22 protein-coding genes are annotated in these 20,125 nt (G+C 69.1%); 7 read left to right on the top strand and 15 right to left on the bottom strand.

The annotated features are described in order from the left end of the window. Window positions 1-4: 4 nt before the first annotated feature. The 11 genes from VHAB30_RS24500 to VHAB30_RS24450 form a co-directional block, all read right to left on the bottom strand. The gene (locus VHAB30_RS24500) at window positions 5-412 is read right to left on the bottom strand and encodes a 5-carboxymethyl-2-hydroxymuconate Delta-isomerase (protein ID WP_159278883.1); all 408 of its coding nucleotides are present in this window, start codon (window positions 410-412) and stop codon (window positions 5-7) included. Window positions 413-425: 13 nt separating this feature from the next. Continuing rightward, window positions 426-1,253, bottom strand: coding sequence for a DODA-type extradiol aromatic ring-opening family dioxygenase (locus tag VHAB30_RS24495; RefSeq protein ID WP_062476853.1), 828 nt, complete (start codon window positions 1,251-1,253; stop codon window positions 426-428). After that, window positions 1,250-1,585, bottom strand: coding sequence for an aromatic ring-opening dioxygenase subunit LigA (locus VHAB30_RS24490; protein ID WP_159278882.1), 336 nt, complete (start codon window positions 1,583-1,585; stop codon window positions 1,250-1,252). Before VHAB30_RS24490 ends, VHAB30_RS24495 begins: the two co-directional genes overlap by 4 nt. A 3-nt stretch (window positions 1,586-1,588) precedes the next feature. Continuing rightward, window positions 1,589-2,563, bottom strand: a complete 975-nt coding sequence (locus VHAB30_RS24485; protein WP_159278881.1) for a tripartite tricarboxylate transporter substrate binding protein — start codon at window positions 2,561-2,563, stop codon at window positions 1,589-1,591. After that, complete coding sequence (gene hpaE, locus VHAB30_RS24480; RefSeq protein WP_159278880.1) at window positions 2,560-4,026, bottom strand: 5-carboxymethyl-2-hydroxymuconate semialdehyde dehydrogenase; 1,467 nt, start codon at window positions 4,024-4,026, stop codon at window positions 2,560-2,562. The genes VHAB30_RS24485 and hpaE overlap by 4 nt, the downstream gene beginning before the upstream one ends. Before the next feature lie 37 nt (window positions 4,027-4,063). Further along, window positions 4,064-5,065: a Bug family tripartite tricarboxylate transporter substrate binding protein gene (locus tag VHAB30_RS24475; protein ID WP_159278879.1), complete on the bottom strand. Its 1,002-nt coding sequence runs from the start codon at window positions 5,063-5,065 to the stop codon at window positions 4,064-4,066. 33 nt (window positions 5,066-5,098) lie between these two features. Beyond that, window positions 5,099-5,869 carry a fumarylacetoacetate hydrolase family protein gene (locus VHAB30_RS24470; RefSeq protein WP_159278878.1) on the bottom strand — a complete coding sequence of 257 codons (771 nt, stop codon included), beginning with the start codon at window positions 5,867-5,869 and terminating at the stop codon, window positions 5,099-5,101. After that, a complete protein-coding gene (locus VHAB30_RS24465; RefSeq protein WP_159278877.1) occupies window positions 5,866-6,498 on the bottom strand; it encodes a fumarylacetoacetate hydrolase family protein in 633 nt (210 codons plus the stop codon). Before VHAB30_RS24465 ends, VHAB30_RS24470 begins: the two co-directional genes overlap by 4 nt. Beyond that, window positions 6,495-6,932 (bottom strand): homoprotocatechuate degradation operon regulator HpaR, encoded by a 438-nt coding sequence (gene hpaR, locus VHAB30_RS24460; protein WP_056583837.1) that lies wholly within the window; start codon window positions 6,930-6,932, stop codon window positions 6,495-6,497. The genes VHAB30_RS24465 and hpaR overlap by 4 nt, the downstream gene beginning before the upstream one ends. Before the next feature lie 87 nt (window positions 6,933-7,019). After that, window positions 7,020-8,024 (bottom strand): tripartite tricarboxylate transporter substrate binding protein, encoded by a 1,005-nt coding sequence (locus VHAB30_RS24455; RefSeq protein WP_062476832.1) that lies wholly within the window; start codon window positions 8,022-8,024, stop codon window positions 7,020-7,022. Beyond that, entirely contained in the window at window positions 8,021-9,721 is a 1,701-nt protein-coding gene (locus VHAB30_RS24450) for an FAD-dependent oxidoreductase (protein ID WP_159278876.1), read from the bottom strand. Before VHAB30_RS24450 ends, VHAB30_RS24455 begins: the two co-directional genes overlap by 4 nt. Before the next feature lie 101 nt (window positions 9,722-9,822). On the opposite strand from VHAB30_RS24450, the gene VHAB30_RS24445 reads away from it, so the two are divergent. Genes VHAB30_RS24445 through VHAB30_RS24435 form a run of 3 tightly spaced genes read left to right on the top strand, consistent with a single transcriptional unit; the run spans window position 9,823 to window position 13,695 of the window. Next, window positions 9,823-10,722, top strand: coding sequence for a LysR family transcriptional regulator (locus VHAB30_RS24445; protein WP_235926915.1), 900 nt, complete (start codon window positions 9,823-9,825; stop codon window positions 10,720-10,722). A 23-nt stretch (window positions 10,723-10,745) separates the two neighbouring features. Continuing rightward, window positions 10,746-12,137, top strand: coding sequence for a DNA repair protein RadA (gene radA / locus VHAB30_RS24440; RefSeq protein ID WP_070063503.1), 1,392 nt, complete (start codon window positions 10,746-10,748; stop codon window positions 12,135-12,137). Window positions 12,138-12,177: 40 nt separating this feature from the next. Next, complete coding sequence (locus tag VHAB30_RS24435; protein ID WP_159278874.1) at window positions 12,178-13,695, top strand: BCCT family transporter; 1,518 nt, start codon at window positions 12,178-12,180, stop codon at window positions 13,693-13,695. A 98-nt stretch (window positions 13,696-13,793) separates the two neighbouring features. Here VHAB30_RS24435 and VHAB30_RS24430 read toward each other — a convergent pair whose 3' ends face one another. Next, complete coding sequence (locus VHAB30_RS24430; protein WP_095743210.1) at window positions 13,794-14,249, bottom strand: hypothetical protein; 456 nt, start codon at window positions 14,247-14,249, stop codon at window positions 13,794-13,796. 172 nt (window positions 14,250-14,421) lie between these two features. Here VHAB30_RS24430 and VHAB30_RS24425 point away from each other — a divergent pair, with 172 nt between their 5' ends. Both VHAB30_RS24425 and VHAB30_RS24420 read left to right on the top strand, forming a co-directional pair. Continuing rightward, window positions 14,422-14,811 carry a VOC family protein gene (locus VHAB30_RS24425; protein ID WP_216850751.1) on the top strand — a complete coding sequence of 130 codons (390 nt, stop codon included), beginning with the start codon at window positions 14,422-14,424 and terminating at the stop codon, window positions 14,809-14,811. Next, window positions 14,799-15,227 (top strand): glycerate kinase, encoded by a 429-nt coding sequence (locus VHAB30_RS24420; protein ID WP_159278873.1) that lies wholly within the window; start codon window positions 14,799-14,801, stop codon window positions 15,225-15,227. The genes VHAB30_RS24425 and VHAB30_RS24420 overlap by 13 nt, the downstream gene beginning before the upstream one ends. Before the next feature lie 33 nt (window positions 15,228-15,260). On the opposite strand, the gene VHAB30_RS24415 is transcribed toward VHAB30_RS24420, so the two are convergent. Continuing rightward, entirely contained in the window at window positions 15,261-16,259 is a 999-nt protein-coding gene (locus VHAB30_RS24415; RefSeq protein WP_159278872.1) for a recombination-associated protein RdgC, read from the bottom strand. Window positions 16,260-16,393: 134 nt separating this feature from the next. Here VHAB30_RS24415 and VHAB30_RS24410 point away from each other — a divergent pair, with 134 nt between their 5' ends. Together VHAB30_RS24410 and VHAB30_RS24405 are read left to right on the top strand one after the other, a co-directional pair. After that, a complete protein-coding gene (locus VHAB30_RS24410; RefSeq protein ID WP_095949799.1) occupies window positions 16,394-17,347 on the top strand; it encodes a branched-chain amino acid transaminase in 954 nt (317 codons plus the stop codon). Between the two features lie 8 nt (window positions 17,348-17,355). Beyond that, window positions 17,356-17,565, top strand: a complete 210-nt coding sequence (locus VHAB30_RS24405; protein ID WP_007836801.1) for a zinc-finger domain-containing protein — start codon at window positions 17,356-17,358, stop codon at window positions 17,563-17,565. A gap of 50 nt (window positions 17,566-17,615) precedes the next feature. On the opposite strand, the gene VHAB30_RS24400 is transcribed toward VHAB30_RS24405, so the two are convergent. Together VHAB30_RS24400 and VHAB30_RS24395 are read right to left on the bottom strand one after the other, a co-directional pair. Next, window positions 17,616-18,845, bottom strand: coding sequence for an O-antigen ligase family protein (locus VHAB30_RS24400; RefSeq protein ID WP_159278871.1), 1,230 nt, complete (start codon window positions 18,843-18,845; stop codon window positions 17,616-17,618). Window positions 18,846-18,910: 65 nt separating this feature from the next. Then, the gene (locus VHAB30_RS24395; protein ID WP_159278870.1) at window positions 18,911-20,119 is read right to left on the bottom strand and encodes an ATP-binding protein; all 1,209 of its coding nucleotides are present in this window, start codon (window positions 20,117-20,119) and stop codon (window positions 18,911-18,913) included. Between the last annotated feature and the right edge of the window lie 6 nt (window positions 20,120-20,125).

Genomic DNA, 20,125 nt, shown 5'->3' with positions numbered 1-20,125 from the left:
TTCTTTATGGCTTGTTGAACAGGGGATGCAGGTTGCTGTGCTTGCCGTCGTACACCTGCCCCGGCGCTTCGTCGATCTGCAGCGTGATGCCGATGTGGCGCTGCGTGAAGACGGGCTCGAAATGCGCGCGCACGGCGGCCAGCAGCTCGTCGCCGGCTTTCTTTTTCACCGCCTCGGAGCGGCCCGAGGCCATGCGCAGGTTCAGGTACACGAAGGCGTAGTCGGCCCGGCCGTCGGCCACCGCGTAGTGCGTGGCCGGGTAGGCCAGCACGCGCGTGCCGCCGGTGGGGAACACCGGCTTGCCGGCCTCGTCGCGCTGCTCGAGCATGGTGTCGGCCAGCGTGCGGCACAGCGCCGACACGTCGGTCTCGGCCTCGATGTTGGGCGTGTACAGGATCACCAGGTGCGGCATGGTCGTGCTCCGTTCAAACCACCGACATCGTCGCGGCCGTGCAGGTCACCGCGAAGATCGGGATGGCCTTCATGTGGAAGATCTCGCCCTTGCCGCGCGCGGCCGCGGCCACGCTCAGGAAGGTGCGGATCTCGAAGCCGCCCTGGCCCGCTTCGCGGTAGGTGGCCTCGTCGCCGTAGTCGGCCTGCGACAGCAGCGCCTCGCGGTCGTTGGCGCACCAGCGGCGCATGAACTCGGCGTCCCACTCGGCATTGACCTTGCCCGAGTCGGGCGTGGCCGGCCAGTGCGAGATGCCGCCCGTGCCCACCAGCGCGATGCGCTCGGGCACCTTGTCGCAGGCGCGGCGCAAGGCCTCGCCGAAGGCCCACGCGCGGTGCAGCGGCGTGAGCGGCGGGCCCTGGCAGTTGATGTTCACGGGGATGACCTTGGTGTCGAAGTTCGGCGTGAGGAAGTTCAGCGGCACCATGATGCCGTGGTCGAACTTCCATTCTTCCGCGTAGGCCACGTCCACCGTCTGCATCACTTCGCGGATCAGGCGCTGCGACAGCGCGGCGTCGCCGGGGATGGTGTGCTTCTCGATGCCCAGCCACTTCGGGTCTTCGATCGGGCCCTCGTAGCTGTCGGCCATGCCGATCGCATAGGCCGGCATGTTGTTCATGAAGAAGTTCGCGAAGTGCTCGGCCGCGATGACGATCACCGCGTCGGGCTTCGTGGCGCGCATCGCCTCGCCGAAGCGATGGAACTGCGCGTGGAACTCATCCTTCACCGCCGGGTCGGCCAGGTGCGCGCGGCCGGTGATGCCGGGGGCGTGGCTGCACACGCCTGCGAATACGAGACTCATACGCCTGCCACTTTCTCGTCGGTTCCGGTTGTCATTGCGTAGATGCCAGCGCGCACGGGCCCGTACTTGCGCACGCCTTCGCGCATGGCTTCCAGATAGTCCGCCCATGCGATGCCCAGCAACGGCGCGAAGTGCATCAGCAACTGGCCGTTGCACCCGAGCACGTAGAGCTTGCCGATGTCACCGGTGCCGATGGCTTCGCGCTCTTCGTCGTTCAGGTCGTAGCCGGCCAGCAGTGTGGCGCGCGTGTCGCCGCCTTCGCCGAAGCGGCGCTGCACGTCGGCGTCGCGGTTCAGCGCGAACAGGAATTTCTGCATCGCATAGAGGCTCATGGGTCAGCCCTCGATCTGGATGTTGGCCTTGCGGATCACGTCGCCGTACTTCGCGATCTCGCTGCGGATGAACTCGGCAAAGCGCTCGGGCGTGCCCGACAGCGACGCGATGCCGCCCTTGTGGAAAGCCTCGGTCACGGTCGGAGAGGCGAGCGCGCGGTTCACTTCGGCGTTCACGCGTTGCACGATGGCGTCGGGCGTGCCGGCCGGGGCCAGCAGGCCGTTCCACGAATTGGACTCGATGGCCACGCCCTGTTCGGCCAGTGTGGGTATCGCGGGCGCGTACTGCGAGCGCTGCGCGGTCGCCATGCCCAGCGCGACCAGCTTGCCGGCCTGCACATGGCCGCGGAACTCGGGCCAGTTGCCGAACATGACGGTCACCTGGCCGCCGAGCAGGTCGGCCAGCGCCGGGCCCTGGCCCTTGTAGGGCACGTGCACGATGTCCAGGCCCATCTGCAGCTTGAGCATCTCGCCCGACAGATGCGCCGAGGTGCCGTTGCCGAAGGAGGCGAAGCTCAGCGTGCCGGGCTTGGCCTTGGCCTGGTTGCGCAGGTCGGCCAGCGTCTTCAGGCCGCTGCCCGGGTGCGTGGCGAGCACGTGCTCCGACATGCCCATGAGCGCGACAGGGCGCAGGTCTTTCAGCGTGTCGTAGGGCAGCTTGCGCACCAGCGTGGGGTTGGCCGTGAAGCTGTTGGCCACGCACACGAAGCTGTGGCCGTCGGGCGCCGACTTGGCGACCGCGTCGACGCCGATCACCGTGCCGGCGCCGGGCTTGTTCTCGACGATCACCGGCTGGCCCAGCGCCTTGCCGAGTTCGAGTCCGACCAGGCGCGCGACGAAGTCGGTGGTGCCGCCGGGCGTGAAGGGCACGACGATGCGCACCGGCTTGGCGGGCCAGGCCGCTTGCGCGCGTGCCAGTGCGGGCAGGGCCGCGAGTGCGGCCGCGCCCTGCATGAGCGCGCGGCGCTGCAGCGTCATGCCACGCCCCAGTGGGGGATGTGGTGCGAGCCCATCGACACCGCGATGTTCTTCGGCTCGCAGAACACTTCGTAGCTCCAGGTGCCGCCTTCGCGGCCCGTGCCCGAGGCCTTGGTGCCGCCGAAAGGCTGGCGCAGGTCACGCACGTTCTGGCTGTTGACGAAGCACATGCCGGCTTCCACGGCGGCGGCCACGCGGTGCGCCTTGCCGATGTTCTCGGTCCACACGTAGCTGCTCAGGCCGTAGGCGATGTCGTTGGCCAGTTCGATGGCGTGCGCCTCGTCCTTGAACGGGATCAGGCAGGCGACCGGGCCGAAGATCTCGTCCTGTGCGATCTTCATGCGGTTGTCGACGTCGGCGAACACGGTGGGCATCACGTAGTTGCCCTTCTTCACGCGGTCGGGCAGGTTGGCGGGCGCTTCGAGGCCGCCGCACAGCAGTGTCGCGCCTTCCTTCGGGCCCAGCTCGATGTAGCTGCGCACCTTGGCCAGGTGGGCCTGCGAAATCATCGGGCCGACGATGGTCTTCTCGTCGAGCGGGTCGCCCACGGTGATGCGCCTGGCGCGCTCGGCGAACTTGGCGGCGAAGTCGGCGTAGATCGACTGCTGCACCAGGATGCGCGAGCCGGCCGTGCAGCGCTCGCCGTTGTTGCTGAAGATCATGAACACGGCCGCGTCGAGCGCGCGGTCGAGGTCGGCGTCCTCGAAGATCACGAAGGGGCTCTTGCCGCCCAGTTCCATGCTGAACTTCTTCAGGCCCGCGCTCTTCACGATGCGGTTGCCCGTGGCGGTGGAGCCGGTGAACGAAATCGCGCGCACGTCGGGGTGCGCCACCAGCGGCTCGCCGGCTTCCTTGCCGTAGCCGTGCACGAGGTTCAGCACGCCGGCCGGAATGCCGGCTTCGAGCGCCAGCTCGCCCAGGCGCGCGGCCGTGAGCGGCGACAGCTCGCTCATCTTCAGTACCGCCGTGTTGCCGAAGGCCAGGCAGGGCGCGACCTTCCAGGTGGCGGTCATGAAGGGCACGTTCCACGGGCTGATGAGCGCGCACACGCCCACCGGATGGAACAGCGTGTAGTTCAGGTGCGTGGGCGTCGGGTAGGTGTGGCCGTCGACGCGCGTGCACATCTCGGCGAAGTAGTAGAAGTTGTCGGCCGCGCGCGGAATGAGTTGCTTGCCGGTCTGCGCGATCACCTGGCCGCAGTCGTTGGTCTCGGTCTGCGCGATCTCGGGCACGTGCTTGGCGATGAGGTCGCCGAGCTTGCGGATCAGCTTGGCGCGCTCGGGCGCGGGCAGGCCGGCCCACTTGGGGAAGGCGGCCTTGGCGGCGGCCACGGCGGCGTTCACTTCGGCCTCGCCGCCCGAGGCGACTTCGGCCAGCACGTCCTGCGTGGCGGGGTTGACGGTTTCGAAGTAGTCGGCGCCTTGGACCGGCTTGCCGTCGATGAGGTGATGGATCTGTTGCATGGGCGTGAAGGTGTTGCGGCCTTGCGGCGGTGTGTCGTCAGTCGAGCTTGATGTCGCGCGCCTTGATCAGCGCGTGCCACTTCTTGCGTTCGGTGTCCACGAAGCGGGCCATCTCGGCGGCGTCCGTGGGGCGGGCTTCCCAGCCGGCGTCGTAGAGCTTCTGCTTCACGCCGGGGTCGTTCATGCTTTTGAGCAGGTCGGCGCCGAGGCGCGCCTGGATGTCTTTCGGCGTGGCGGCCGGCGCCACCAGCCCCTGCCAGGTGTAGGCCTCGACGGCGTAGCCGAGCTCCTTGGCCGTCGGCAACTGGGGCAGCTGCGGCACGCGCTCGGTGGACATGGCCAGCAGCGGGATCACCTTGCCGGCCTTCACGGCGCTGATGCCGCTGGGCAGGTCGAGCATCATGAGCGGCACCTGGTTGCCCATGAGGTCCTGCAGCGCGGGCGCGCCGCCCTTGTAGGGAATGTGCAGCAGCGACACGCCGGCCTCGCGCTGGAACAGCTCGTAGGCCAGGTGGTGCGGGCTGCCGGTGCCCGGCGTGGCGATGCTGTACTTGCCCGGCGAGGCCTTGAGCGCCGCGATGAGCGCCTTGGCGTCGCTGAAGCCCGCGCCCGGCGCGGCCGTGATGATCAGTGGCGAGCGGCCCATCATGCCGAGCAGCGCGAAGTCTTTCTCGGCGTCGTAGGGCAGCTTCTTGTAGAGCGCGGGGTTGTAGACCAGCACGCCGTTGTCGGCCGAGAACACGGTGTAGCCGTCGCCCGGCGAACGCGCCACGTTTTCCGACGCGATGATCGCGCCCGCGCCGGGGCGGTTGTCGACCGTGACGGGCTGTGCGAGCTGCTGCGAGAGCTGCGCGCCGGCCGTGCGCGCGAGGTAGTCGGTGCCGCCGCCGGCCGGGTAGCCCACGACCCAGCGCACGGGCTTGGTCGGGTAGGCCGAGGCGGTCTGCGCGGTCGCGGCGGGTGCGAGCAGCAGCGTGGCGGCGCTGGCCGCCACGAAGGCGGCAGCAAGGCGGAAGGTCCGGGTTCTGGCGGTCGTCATGGCGGTGTGTCTCCGTTTTTTTAAAGGATGCGGTCAGCGTGCGGCGATGGTGTTGACCAGCGCGCCGATGCCGTCGATCTCGGTCACGACCACGTCGCCCGGCTGGCAATCGACCACGCCGTCGGGCGTGCCGGTGAGGATCAGGTCGCCCGGCGACAGCGTCATGAAGCGGCTGAAGTACTCGATGAGGAAGGGCGCGTCGAAGATCATGTCGCGCGTGTTGCCCTGCTGCGTGACGGTGCCGTTCACCGTGGTGCGCAGCGCGAGCGTCATCGGGTCGGCCACGTCGGCCGCATCGACGAACCACGGGCCCAGCGGCGTGCAGGTGTCGCGGTTCTTCACGCGCAGGTTGGGGCGGTACCAGTTCTCGAGGTAGTCGCGAATCGCGTAGTCGTTGGCCACCGTGTAGCCGCCGATGAAGTCGTACGCGTCGTCGCGCTTCACGTGCTTCGCGGTCTTGCCGACCACGATGGCGAGCTCGCACTCGTAGTGCATGAACTTCACGTCGGCCGGGCGGTGCGTGAGCTGGCGGTGGCCGATGAGCGTGCTCTGGCCCTTGACGAACACCAGCGGTTCCTCGGGCGCCTTGAACTCGAGTTCTTTCGCGTGGTCGGCGTAGTTCAGGCCGAGCGCGAGGATGGTGCGCGGGCGCGCCGTGGGCGCGAGCGGCGGCAGCCACACGAGCTGCTCCTGCGGCACGACGCGGCCATCTTGGAGCCGCACGGCGGCGTCGACCTGGCCGTTGAATTCGTGCGCGGTGCCGGTGTGCTCGCGGCCTTCGAAGATGACGCGTGCGTGCTTCATGCCGTTGCTTCCTTCACCAGCGTGTTGCTCAGGGTTTCGAACCCCGGTGCAGAGATGTCGATGCGGTCGCCCGCGCGGGCCAGCGGACGGCCCAGGTCGCAGCCGAGCATCAGCACGTCACCGTGCGCCAGCGTCATGAACTCGCCCACGTCGGCCAGCAGCTGCGGCGCGGGGCGCACGAGCTGCGAGAAGTCGATCGACTGCTTCAGTTCGCCGTTGATGCGCACCTCGACGCGGAACTGCGCCGGGTCGGCCACCTCCTGCGCATCGCGCAGCGCCGGGCCGATGCCCAGGAAGCCGTCGACGCACTTGAACTTCACCGGCGGGCGGAAAAAGCTCGCATGCGGGATCGACAGGTCGTTCAGCAGCACGAAGCCTTCGATGTCGCCCTCGGCGCCGATCACCATGCCGATGCTGGCGCCGACTTCCACGTCGGTCACCGCGGCGGGCACGGTGACCGTGCTGCCGTGCGGGCTCCAGGTGTTGGCCGTCTTCACGTAGAGCACGGGCGCCTTCGGCGGTGCCTTGTAGGGCGCCTCGGTCATCTGCGGCGCGAGCGCCGCGGCCTCGGCGCGGAAGTTCAGCAGCGTGCCGTACACGGTGCCGGTGGGGAGAAATGAGGTGGTCATGGTTCGGGTTGCTCCAGCGCGATCAGTTCGTCCAGCAGGCCGTAGAGCTGCGTCAGCTTGGCCTTGCCCAGCGACTGCTCCATCCAGTCGTAGTGCGCCTCGATGCTGGTGCCCAGGCGCTTCACGAGCTTCATGCCGTGCGGTGTGGCCTCGACCACGGTGCGGCGCTGGTCGGCCGGGTCGCGGGCGCGGGTGATGAGGTTGTCGCGCTCCATGCGCGCCAGCACGCCCGTGAGGCTGGGGCCGAGGATGAAGGCCTCGCGCGCGACGCGGCCGGTGTCGACCGCGCCGTGCTCGCCGAGCACGCGCAGCACGCGCCATTGCTGGTCGGACAGCGCGTGCTCGCGCAGGCTGGGCCGCGTGTGGGCCATCACGGCTTCGCGGGCCTGCAGCAGCAGGCGCGGCAAATTGCGGTGCGTGAAGGTGGTGCTCAAAAGCTGTGCCTCTCAGAATTATTTAACATGTTAAATGAATGCCGAGAAAACACGCCTGCGGGATAACCCTTGCGGGCCGTCGGACGCTCAGTCGATCGTGGTGCCGGAGGCGCGGATCACCCGCCCCCAGCGTTCGGTTTCGCTGCGGATGTAGGCGGCCAGCTGCTCCGGCGCGCCCGCGCCATGCGCCCCAGGGGCGGCCGGTTCGAAGCCTTCGTTCTCGAGCTTCTGGCGCAGCGCGGGCTGCGCGACGAGGCGGGCGATCTCCTGGCTGCAGCGGTCGATGAAGGCCTTGGGCGTGCCCGCGGGCGCGACCACGCTCTGCCACGCCACCGCCTCGAAATCGGCGGTGCCCGCCACGCCCGACTCGGCCACGGTCGGCACGGCGGGGAAGGTCGGCTGGCGCTTGCGCGAGGTCACGGCCAGCGCGCGCAGCTTGCCGCTGCGCACGTGCTGCAGGGCCGGTGCGATGTCGGTGAACATGAGCTGCAGCTGGCCGCCGAGCAGATCGGTCAGCGCGAGCGCGCTGCCCTTGTAGGGCACGTGCACCATGTTCGCCGCGGTCGCGACCTTGAACATCTCCGCGCCCAGGTGCTGCGGGCTGCCGTTGCCGGCGGAGCCGTAGCTCAGCGCATCGGGGCGCGACTTGGCGAGCGCCACCAGCTCGGACAGCGTGGTCGCCGGCACCGACGGATGCACCACCACCATCAGCGGCACGGCGCCGATGAGGCCGACCGGCGCGAAGTCCTTCGCGGGGTCGTACGAGAGCTTCTTGTAGAGCCAGGGGTTGATGGCGAGCGTGGTGCTGGTCGCGACCAGCAGCGTCGTGCCGTCGGGTGCCGCGCGTGCCACCTGCGAGGCGCCGATGGCGGTGCCGGCGCCGGGCCGGTTGTCGACGATCACGGTGCGGCCCAGCGCGGAGCCCAGCTGCTGCGCGATCAGCCGCCCGAGCATGTCGGTCGTGCCGCCGGGCGCGTAGGGCACGACGAGGGTGATGGGCTTGTCGCTTTGCGCCCGCACGAGGGCGGGGCCTGCGGCGCAGGCGGCGGCGGACAGCGCGCCCAGATGGCGCAAGGCATGGCGACGGTTCATTGGCTTGTCTCTCTTTCTTTTTCGGGTGTCGGTGCGGCCACTGCAGTGGCGCCGCGCAGCAGGTCGACCAGCGCGAGCGCGTCGGCCGGCACGGCATGCCCGCGCCAGGCCACGTGCTGGTCGGGGCGCGAGATGACGAGCGGCCGGTCGTACACGGCGGTGGCGGCCGAGGCGCGGATGTCCAGCGTGCGCAGCGGCAGGCCGCGCGCCGCGGCGGCGGCTTCGAGCGGCGCGACATCGATCGCGGGGTCCAAGCGCAGCAGCGTGTAGCCCTCGCCGGGCATCGCCATCGCGTCGTACAGCGAGCGGCCGTCGTCCAGCCACAGGTGCGGCGTGCGGCAGCCCGGCACGGTCGAGGGCGTGAACTCGTACATCGTGTAGGCGGGCGCGGCCTCGCCGTCGTAGGCGATGAGCGGCGAGCCGTCGTAGAAGTAGCCGAAGTTGAGCCCGCCGCAGCAGTACTGCTGCACGTTCAGGTCGTACAGCGCCTGGCCGCGCGCGGCGCGCAGCGCGTCGCCCTCGGGCCCGGGCGCCTCGATGTTCTCGGGCACGCCTTCGCGCTGGCGCTGGAGCGCGAGCGCGTGGTTCATCGCAAACCGCGACACCTGCTCGGTGATCGGCTGGCGCTCGGCCTCGTGCGCCGCGAGCGCGCCTTCGGCCAGCCAGCCGTGCAGCCGGCCCGCGAGCAGCCACGAGAGGTTCATCGCATCGGCGATGCCGGCGTTCATGCCATAGCCCGCCATCGGAATCCACAGGTGCGCCGCGTCGCCGCAGATGAACACGCGGCGGTCGCGGAAGCGGTCGGCCACGAGCCGGCGCCCGACCCAGTCTTCGTTGGAGATCACTTCGTACTCGAAGTCGTCGCCCACGCCGAGGATCTGGCGGATCGCCCAGTCGCGGTCGATTGAGTCGAAGTCGGTCTCCTCGGGCAGCAGGTAGTTGTGCAGCAGCCAGGTCTCGCGCCCGTCGATGGCGTACACGTTGCCGCAGCGGCGCGGGTTCAGCGCGAAGGTGGCCCAGGCCGGCGGGTGCTTCAGCAGGCCCAGCAGCGCAGGCGCACGGAAGTACGTCGACTGCACGCGGCCCACCATGTCGGTGCCGTGCAGGCTGGCGCCGATCTTCTTGCGCACCGTCGAGCGGCTGCCGTCGCAACCGACGAGGTACTGGCAGCGGATGCGCACCGCGCGGCCGTCGTCCAGGTCCACGCCCGTGGCCCACACGCCCTCGTCATCCTGTTCGAAGTCGTCGATGCGCGTGCGGTTGCGGATGCGCAGGCCGGGCGTGCCCTCGGCATGCGCGAACAGCACCGGCTCGAGAAAGATCTGGTTGATGCGGTGCGGCGGCTCTGCCGTGGGCCACCAGGTGTCGGGGCCGCTGGTGGCGGTGTAGCGCTCGCGGCGCGCGGGGATCGGAATGCGCGACAGCTCCATGCCCGTCACGGCCGTGCGGTAGGCCACGTCGTTCGGGTAGTCGGCCGGCAGGCCCGCATCGCGCAGCGCCTGCGCCACGCCCAGGCGGCGGAACACCTCCATCGAACGCGCCGCCACGTGGTTGCACTTCACGTTGGGTGGTTCGCCGCGATGGCGGATCTCGGTCATCAGCACGTCGATGCCGCGTTGCGCCAGGTCGATCGCCAGCGTCAGCCCCACGGGGCCGGCGCCGACGATCAGCACCTGGGCTTGCAGTTGCTCGGTCATGGGTTGCTTGTCTCCAGATTCTTGCGAGGCGCCATTACAGTGCCGAACCGGCTCGCGGAAAAAGTGAAACTTTCATGGCCATTCATAAAAAACCACTATCAATGCGCGGCGTGCCTTCTGTGCGGCAACTGCGTGCGTTCGCGGCCGTGTACCACAGCGGCCAGCTGTCGAGCGCGGCGGCTGCGTTGTCGCTGACGCAACCGGCCGTCAGCGTGCTGCTGCGCGAGCTCGAGGCGCGGCTCGGCGTGCGCCTGTTCGATCGCACCACGCGTTCACTGCAACGCACCGAGGCCGCGAACGAGGCCATCGCCTATGCCGAGCGCGTGCTGGCCGAACTCGATGCGCTGGGCACCGGCATGGCCGAGCTGGCGGCGGGCCGGCGCGGGCGCGTGCGCATCGCGGCCACGTCCACCATCGCGCAGACGCTGATGCCCAAGGCCCTGCGCCGCTACCTCGACCTGCATCCCGACGTGAAGGTGGCCATCGAAGACTGCGCGCCCGGGCAGTTCGTGGAGAAGGTGCTCGGCGAGCAGGTCGACTTCGGCGTGGGCACGCTGCAGGCGCGCACGCCGGGGCTGGACCAGCGCGTGTTCGTGCACGACCATCTCGCGGTGATTGCCGACCGCGACCTGCGCCTGCCCGGCACCGACCGCATCACCTGGCGGCAGCTCGCGGGCCATCCGCTGATCACGGTCAAGCCGGGGTACGGCGTGCGCAGCAGCATCGACATCGCCGCCGCAACCGCCGGCGTGCGGCTGGACATCGCCTACGAGGTGACGCTGTTGACCACGGCGCTCGCGATGGCGGCCAGCGGGCTCGGCCCGGCGCTGCTGCCGGCGTCGATCCTCGCGCACGCCGACCACACGCGGCTGGTGGCGCGACGGCTCATGCGCCCGACGGTGGCGCGCAACATCGCGGTCGTGGCGCGGCAGGGCCGATCGCTGTCGCCGGCCGCCGCAGCGTTCGCGGACCTGCTGGTGCGCGAATTCGCCATCGCCTGAACCGCGCCCCCTAAACTCGCTGCATGGCCAAGGACAAAACAACTTTCGTCTGCAGCGAATGCGGCGGCACCAGCCCCAAGTGGCTCGGCAAATGCCCGAGCTGCGGGGCATGGAACACACTCATCGAACAGGTCGCCGGCGCGGCCAACGGACCGGCCAACAACCGCTTCGGCACGCAGTTCGCGTCGCTCGCGGGCGCGTCCGAACTCGCCACGCTCTCGGAAATCGAAGCGACCGATGTCGCGCGCACGCCCACCGGGCTCGACGAGCTCGACCGCGTGCTCGGCGGCGGTATCGTGTCGGGCGGCGTCACGCTGATCGGCGGCGACCCGGGCATCGGCAAGTCGACGCTGCTGCTGCAGGCGGTCGATGCGCTGCAGCGCGCGGGGCAGAACGCGCTGTACGTCACCGGCGAGGAAAGCGGCTCGCAGGTGGCGCTGCGCTCCAAGCGGCTCGGGCTCGACCACTCGCAGGTGCAGGTGCTGGCCGAGATCCAGCTCGAAAAAATCATCGCCACGCTCGACGCCACGCGCCCGGCCATCGCGGTGATCGACTCCATCCAGACCGTGTACTCCGATCAGCTCACCTCCGCGCCCGGCTCGGTGGCGCAGGTGCGCGAGTGCGCGGCGCACCTCACGCGCTTTGCCAAGACCAGCGGCACGGCCGTGGTGTTGGTGGGCCACGTCACGAAAGAGGGCGCGCTCGCGGGCCCGCGCGTGCTCGAGCACATGGTCGACACGGTGCTGTACTTCGAAGGCGACACGCACTCGAGCTTTCGCCTCGTGCGCGCCATCAAGAACCGCTTCGGCGCCGTGAACGAGATTGGCGTGTTCGCCATGACCGAGCGCGGCCTGAAGGGCGTGACCAACCCGAGCGCGATCTTCCTGAGCCAGCATGCCGAGCCGGTGCCCGGCAGCGTGGTGCTGGTCACGCTCGAAGGCACGCGGCCGATGCTGGTGGAAATCCAGGCGCTGGTCGACAACGGCGGGCCGAGCCCGCGCCGGCTGTCGGTGGGCCTGGACCGCGACCGCCTCGCGATGCTGCTGGCCGTGCTGCACCGCCACGCGGGCGTGGCCTGCATGGACCAGGACGTGTTCGTCAACGCGGTGGGCGGCGTGCGCATCAGCGAGCCCGCGGCCGACCTGGCCGTGATGCTGGCCATCACCTCCAGCCTGCGCGGCAAGCCGCTGCCCAAGGGCTTCATCGCCTTTGGCGAAGTGGGCCTGGCCGGCGAGGTGCGGCCCGCGCCGCGCGGCCAGGAGCGCCTGCGCGAAGCGGCCAAGCTGGGCTTCAGCGTGGCCGTGGTGCCGAAAGCCAACGCGCCGCGCAAGGGCACGAAGGAGATCGAGGGCCTGACCATCCACCCGGTCGACCGCATCGAAGAAGCGATGGACGTGGTGCGACGGCTCGACTGACGCGTACCCGCACGACAACACCCCCACCAGGAGACCCCCCATGCAACTCATCGTCTCCGCCGGGCTGATCGCCGTGGTCGTGCTGTGGGGGCTGGTGTCTCCCGCGTCGCTCGACCGCGTGTTCAGCACCGCGCTTACCGACATCACGCGCAACTTCGGCTGGTTCTACCTGTGGGTGGTGCTCGGGCTGGTGGTGCTGGCCTTCTTCCTGGCGTTCAGCCGCTTCGGCGACCTGAAGCTGGGCGATGAGGACGACGAGCCCGAGTTCTCCATCGGCGCCTGGTTCGCGATGCTGTTCGCGGCCGGCATGGGCATCGGCCTGGTGTTCTGGGGCGTGGCCGAGCCGATCTCGCACTACGCGAACCCGCCGCCCGGCGTGATTCCCGGCACGCCCGATGCGGCAGGCGTGGCGATGCGCTACGCCTTCTTCCACTGGGGGCTGCACCCCTGGGCGATTTACGGCATCGTCGGCCTGTCGATTGCCTTCTTCAGCTTCCGCCGCAAGGCGCTGCCGCTGGTCAGCTCGGCCACCGAGGCGCTGCCCTGGCGCTTCGTGCAGCGGCTGTCGCCGGCCTTCAATGTGCTGGCCGTGGTGGCCACGGCCTTCGGCGTGGCGGCCTCGCTGGGCATGGGCGCGACGCAGATCAACAGCGGGCTGCACGCGGCCTTCGGCACGGACATCGGCCGCTGGACGCAGGCGGTGATCATCGTGGTGACGACGGTGCTGTTCATCACCTCGGCGGTCACGGGCGTCGAGCGCGGCGTGAAGTGGCTGTCGATGGGCAACCTGGTGCTGGCGGCGCTGCTGGCGCTCACGGTGCTGATCGTCGGGCCGACCATTGCCATCGTCGAGACCTTCACCAACACGCTGGGCTCGTACCTCGCCGAGTTCGTGCGCATGAGCCTGCGCATGAACCCGTTCCGCAACAGCTCGTGGGTGGCCGACTGGACGCTCTTCTATTGGGCCTGGTGGCTGGCGTGGTCGCCGTTCGTGGGCCTGTTCATTGCGCGCGTGTCGCGCGGGCGCACGATCCGCCAGTTCATCCTGGGCACGGTGATCGCGCCCACGCTGGTGGGCTTCGCGTGGTTCTCGGTGTTCGGCGGCGCGGCGCTCAACTTCGAGATCTTCCAGGGCGTGCCGCTGGTCGAGTCGGTGAAGGCCGACGTGTCGACCACCATGTTCGTGATGTTCAAGGCGATGCCCATGGGCGGGCTGCTGTCGATCGTGGCCACGCTGCTGGTGTTCGTGTTCTTCGTGACCTCGGGCGATTCCGCGACGCTGGTGCTGGGCATCATGAGCACGAAGGGCAATCCGAACCCGCCTGCCCGCGTCAAGATCACCTGGGGCGTGCTGGTGGCGGCGATTGCGCTGAGCCTGCTGTTCGCAGGCGGCATCAAGGCCATACAGACGGCGACCATCGTGTTCGCGCTGCCCTTTGCGTTCGTGATCCTGCTGATGGCGCTGTCGGTCACGCTGGCCATCCGCGACGACTGGAACGCCGAGCAGAAACGCGAACGCGAGCTGCGGCGCAAGATGCGGCAGCTCGTGAACTGGTAACTGGCAAACCGAAGAAAAAAATGCCCGGCGCGTGGTGGACGCGCCGGGCAGACCCTCCCTACCTTCCCTGGCCTCCCTGGCCTTCTCTGATTCGTTGCTTAGCTTCCGATGTGCATCGTGAACGCCGGCCCGTTGTTGAGCACGCACTGGCCGCTGCCCAAGGTGGCGGAGTTCATCGTGTACTGGCAACTCAGGTTGCCGCCGCGACTGCCGGTGGCGTTCGCCACGCCGGTGGTGCGCGAGCCGGCCACGCGGGTCGCCTCTCCCTGAAACTGTTCGGCACCGATCTGTGCACTGAAGTGGCCGCGGCCGTTCATGTCGTTGGTCACCGTGCCCCCGACGGCGCCGTAGCGCGCGGCTTCGGCGTTCGACGGATACAGCCGCGCGCTGAAGGTCTGCGACACCGGCCCCGGTGCCACGGCGTAGCTTTGCTGCGACGGCGCGACGGGAGCGGGTTGTCCGAGCGGCACCACGTAGCAACCGCTGAGGACGGTGCCCGCGAGTGCGGCGGCAAGGGTGAGTCGAACGAAGGTGACGGAACGCGGGATGTTCATGCGTTTCTCGGTGGCCCGGGCAGATGCCCGTGCGGCGAAATGTGCCCGCACCCGCCCCGGCACCGCGTGCCTTTCGCCGGGAGTACCGCTTTCTGCGCCCGGCGGTAGCCACGGCGGCTACTGCGGCGGGGTCGGGGCCGCACAATCGCGGGCCGTTTCCCGCTGTCGCCGAATGAAATCCACCACACCGCCCATTGCCGCCGTCATGGTCCACGTCACCGATGTGAACGCGGCACTGCGCTGGTACGCCGACGCCTTCCCCGATGCGGTGCCGATGTCGATCGGCTCGCCGGCCTTCGAGTGCCTGTCGGTCCACGGCGTGCTGCTGGAGCTCGTGCCGGCCGATGCGAAGGTCGGCGCCGGTGCTTGCGGCTCGGTCGTGTACTGGAACGTCGCCGACTTCGATGCGGCACTGGCCCACCTCGAGGCCTGCGGCGCGCCGCTGTACCGCGGCCCCTTGCGGCTCGAGGGCGACGAGCACATGGCGCAGGTGCGCGACCCCTGGGGCAACTGCATCGGCCTGCGAGGGCCTTCCACCGGGCGGCGACAATGCGCCCCATGAATTTCCAGAAATTGCTGGTGCCCGTGGGGGCCGTCGTTCTCCTCGGCCTGTCCTGGCACCAATACGGCTGGGCCGGCGTGGCGTTCGCCGGCGGTGCGATCGTGATGTTCCTGCTGATGCACTTCAACCGCACGATGCAGGTGCTCAAGCGGGCCGCCGACCGGCCCATCGGCACGGTGGCGAGTTCGGTGATGCTGAATGCCAAGCTCAAGCCCGGCGTGACGCTGATGCACGTCATCGCGATGACGCGCGCGCTCGGCGAGCAGCGCTCGCCCGAGAACGAGCAGCCCGAGCTGTACCGCTGGACCGATGCCGGCGGTTCCTACGTCGATGCCGTGTTCAACGGCGGCAAGCTGCAGAGCTGGACGCTCACGCGGCCCGAGACGCCGGCCGACGAAGAAACGCCCGCGGCCTGAAGGCGGCGCGGGCGCTTCGCTTCACTCAAAACCTCAGAACGGCGCGTCTTCTTCTTCGGGCGTGTCGGCCTGCGCCGCCGGCGCGGTGGCAGTAGCCGCAGCCTTGGGTGCCTCGTCCGGCGGTGCCGCCGAGAACGCCGCTTCACCGCCCAACGCATCGAGCAGCGCCGGCACCAGCTGGCCGAGTTCGCCGGTGGCAATGGCCACGTCGGCGTCGAAGTTGTCTTCCTTCTTGCCGCCCGCCGCGCCGTCGCCCGTGCCTTCGAGGAAGGTGATCTTGCGGATCAGCAGGCCGTGCGTCAGCTCGAAGGACACGCGGTCGTCCCAGGTGAGCGCCAGGCGCGTCGGGCGCTTGCCGTCGGTGATGTGCTGCTTGACCTCGTCGATGTCCAGCGCGTGCTTGGCGTAGCGCACCACGGCCTTGGAGTCGTCGGAGGCCTTGAGCTCGCACTCGCGGTCGATGCTGAAGCCGGCCGGCGGCTCCTGCGTCAGCAGCCAGTTGGCCATGGCGGCGGCCGGCTCGATCTGCGTGTTGATCAGCGCCACGGCAAAGCCGTCGAGCGACTTCACGAGGCTGGTGACCACTTCGTCGGCGCGCGCGGCATTGCCGCAGTTGATCACGAGGCGGTTCTCGGCCTTGTCGATCCACACCGTCACGCGCGCGCTGCGCGTGAAGGCCATGGGCAGCAGCTCGAGGGTGATGTCTTCCTTGAGCTCCTTCTTTTCCTTCTTGCCGGGCTTGCGGCCGGTGGTGGTCTCGATGTGGGCGCAGCGCTCGTCGAGCTTGCGGCGCACCACGGAGCCGGGGACCTGCTTGCTTTCGATCATGTACTCGACCAGCCACTGGCCGTCGATGGACTCCACCAGCGGGCCATTGGCCTCGCCGCGCGGCTCGACCCAGCCGGCGGACTTTTCCTGCGAGGGGCCGCAAGGCACGAAGCGTTGCTTGGCCAGCCCTTCTTCTGCCTCGGTCAGTGATTGGGACCAGGCAGGTTCGATGCGATAGACGATGACGTTCTTGAATACGGACACGGGAACCCTTTTTCCACTGGTTGGCACAACCGGCCATTGTCGGGCACCCGGTTCCGGGCTCGGCCGTAAAATCGAAAGCTTTTGCGACTTCCCAGTGGGTCGCACCCCCACACCGCTCCCAAAGGAATCAGGAAATGAGCTCGATCCCCCCCTCGCTGGACGACCGTGACGGCAAGATCTGGATGGACGGCGAACTCGTGGACTGGCGCGACGCCAAGATCCACGTGCTGAGCCACACGCTGCACTACGGCTGCGGCGCCTTCGAGGGCGTGCGCGCCTACAAGACGGCCGACGGCGCCACCGCCATCTTCCGCCTGGCCGAGCACACCGAGCGCCTGTTCAACAGCGCCAAGATCCTGCGCATGAAGATCCCGTTCTCGCAGGAACAGCTGAACGAAGCCCAGAAGCAGGTCGTGCGCGAGAACAAGCTCGAAAGCTGCTACCTGCGCCCCCTCATCTGGATCGGCTCCGAGAAGCTGGGCGTGAGCCCCAAGGGCAACAAGATCCACGCCATGGTCGCGGCCTGGTCGTGGGGCGCCTACCTCGGCGAAGAAGGCATGCGCCGCGGCATCCGCGTGAAGACCTCGAGCTACACGCGCCACCACGTGAACATCACGATGACGCAGGCCAAGACGGTGAGCAACTACACCAACTCGATCCTCGCCAACATGGAAGCGCTGGACGACGGCTACGACGAAGCACTGCTGCTCGACGCGAGCGGTTTCGTGTCCGAAGGCGCGGGCGAGAACGTGTTCGTGGTCAAGGGCGGCGTGGTCTACACGCCCGACCTGTCGGCCGGCGCCCTGAACGGCATCACGCGCAACACCATCCTGCACATCTGCAAGGACCTGGGGATCGAACTCGTGCAAAAGCGCATCACGCGCGACGAGGTGTACGTGGCCGACGAGGCCTTCTTCACCGGCACGGCCGCTGAAGTGACGCCCATCCGCGAACTCGACCGCATCGAGATCGGCAACCGTGGCGACGGCGGCGCGCGCGGCCCGGTCACCGAGAAGATCCAGTCGGCCTTCTTCGACATCGTGAACGGCAAGAATCCCAAGTACGCCCACTGGCTCACGAAGGTCTGAGGAACAACATGTCCACCAATGCAGTCGTCGAACTCCTCGCGAAGGAGCTCAACCACCAGGGCGGCGTGTTCTGCCCCAGCCCCAAGGCCGACATGAAGCTCTGGAACAGCCACCCGAAGGTCTACCTCGACGTGGCGCGCACCGGCGAAGCCAAGTGCCCGTACTGCGGCACGGTGTACCGCCTGAAGGCGGGCGAGACCGTGTCCAGCCGCCACTGAGCGGCCAGGCGGAAAGAAAAAAACCGGCCCTCGCGGCCGGTTTTTTCGTTTCAGCTTGGCTGGGCCCTCGGCCACAGGCCGCGCCACGGATCGGGGTCCTGCGATTCCTGCGCCAGCCGCAGGTAGACCATCGCGATCCACAGCACGGCCAGCCCGATCTGCGCATCGCGCATGGCAGAGTTCACGCTCGACGCGATGAGCGCGATGAGCGTGGCGGCCAGTGCGTAGCGACCGGCGATGTCGGGCCGGCGCCAGGCCTGCCAGACGGCGACGAGCATGATCGCCAGCAGGCTCAGGATGCCCGGGATGCCGCTTTGCGCGCCCACCCAGAGGAAGTCGTTGTGCGGCATGTTGGAGTCGGCGAACAGCGCCGGGCCGCGCTTGTGCCACTGGTCGGTCCAGCCGCCGATGCCCCAGCCCGCGACGGGCTGGTCGGCGATCATGGCGCCGGTGTCGCGGTACATGTAGTAGCGGATGATCCAGCTGCCGTGGAACACGGCGCCGGTCTGCGCCTTCTCGAGCTCCTCGATGCCGGTCTCGACCTTCTGCTGCAGCTGCGGCAGCTGGTACAGGCTTGCGCCGATCACCACCGCGCCCAGGATCAGCGCCGCCGACAGCGCCTTCAGGTGGTTCTTCCACTGGTGCAGGCAGACCACCGGAATCACCAGCAGCAGCGCGAGCACCGAGGTGCGCGACGTGAGCGGTAGCGCGACGACGGCGCCCAACCCGAGCACGAGCGCGAAGGCCGCCAGTGCGCGCAGGGGCCGGTGCCCCGTGATCTGCGACAGCCCGTAGACCGCGGCGCTGGCCGCGACGATGCTGAACAGCAGCGCGTTGCTGATCGACTTGTTGCCCACTTCCATCACCACGCCGCGCAGCGCGCCCGGCACCGGAAGGCCCAGGGTGTAGTGCAGCACGATGAGCACGATGTTGAGCGCCGCGATCAAGAGGAAGCCGCGCAGCGCCCACAGCGCCTCCTCGCGCGTGAGCGCCATCGCCATCAGGAAGGTGAAGGCGATGCGCAGCCCGTGGAACAGGTTGGAGGGGGTCTCGGGGTAGTGCGGCCGCACGGCCAGCACGATGAAGGTCCACGCCACGTAGGCGACCACTGGCCACCACAGCGGGTTGGCGCGCAGCCGCGCACAGCGCTCGCGCAAGCCGCCGCCCACCAGCAGGGCAAGCAGCAGCACGATGGCCGACAGGTAGGTGACGCCGACCGGCATGAACACCACCAGCCCCCAGAACATGGCCGCGGGCCGAACGATGTGCGATCTCTGCATAGGGCCGGGATTTTAGGTGCGGCCCCTCGGCCGAACCTGACTTGCCCCTGTGCGCCCGCTGGCGCTCAGTGCGCTGCGGCGGCGATGGCTTCGGCCGGCAGGCAGATCACGAAGCTCGCGCCGCCACCCGGCCGGTCTTCGCAGCGCACCGATCCGCCGTGGCGCTCGGCGATCGACTTCACGAGCGCCAGCCCCAGGCCGACGCCGCCGTTGCGCTCGCTGGCGCCCGGCAGGCGGTAGAAGGGCTCGAAGATGCGTTCGCGCAGCGTCGCCGGCACGCCCGGCCCGCGGTCGTTGACGCGCACCGTGGCGTAGCCGCCGGCGCTGCCGAGTTCGACGCTGATCTCGCCGGCACCGTAGCGGCGGGCGTTTTCCAGCAGGTTGCGGATCGCGCGGCGCAGCAGGCGCGACACGCCCGGCACGGTGAGCGTGGCGTTGTCGGTGCCTTCGGCCAGGTCGAGTTCGGCGTTCACCTGCGCGCACTCTTCGGCGGCCAGGCCGGTCAGGTCGACGGCTTCGATGGTGCCCATGTCGGCCTCGCTGGCGTCGAGCCGGCTGGCCAGCAGGATCTCGTCGATGAGCTGGTCGAGCTCGCCGATGTTGCGCGAGATTTCCTCGCGCGCCGCCGGGCTGGGCTGGTCGCCCATGAGCTCCAGACCCATGCGGATGCGGGTGAGCGGCGAGCGCAGCTCGTGCGAGGCGTTCGCCAGCAGCGACTTGTGGGAACGCACGAGCTGCTCGATGCGTTCGGCGGAGGCATTGAATCGCTTGGAGAGATCGGCCACTTCGTCTTGTCCTTCCTCGATCACGCGCGCCGAGAGGTCGCCCTCACCCCAGCGCTGCACGCCGCGCTGCAGGGTCTCGAGCCGCTGGGTGATGCGCCGCACGATCGGGTAGACGCCCAGCGCCACCGCCACGCCCACGAGCGCAATCATCCAGCCCAGCCCGAACGGGGTGCGCCAGGGCGCGAAGCCGCCGGTGCCGGTGGGGCGTTCGCGCGGCGCCACGCGCAGCGTCATGTCGCGGCCGTCGCTCAGCTGCACGTCGAACTCCAGGCCCTGGCCGGGCACGCGCATGGCCTTGCCGGTGCCGATGGTGCGGTCCTGGCTGTCGAGCACGACCACCTCGCGCGGCACGGGCGCCAGGCGCTCGCGCTCGGCCTCGGCGGCCACGCGCACGATCCAGTTGGCCATCAGCGTGAGGATGACCACGCCGCCGACCACCGCGAGCCAGATGCGGACGTAGAGGTGGCGGCGGTAGAGGCTGCGCAGCATCGCGGG

Source organism: Variovorax boronicumulans (genome assembly GCF_009811375.1).
Taxonomy (GTDB): domain Bacteria; phylum Pseudomonadota; class Gammaproteobacteria; order Burkholderiales; family Burkholderiaceae_C; genus Variovorax; species Variovorax boronicumulans.
The sequence above is the reverse complement of the archived record's forward strand: the minus strand, read 5'-3'. Positions and strand labels throughout refer to the sequence as shown.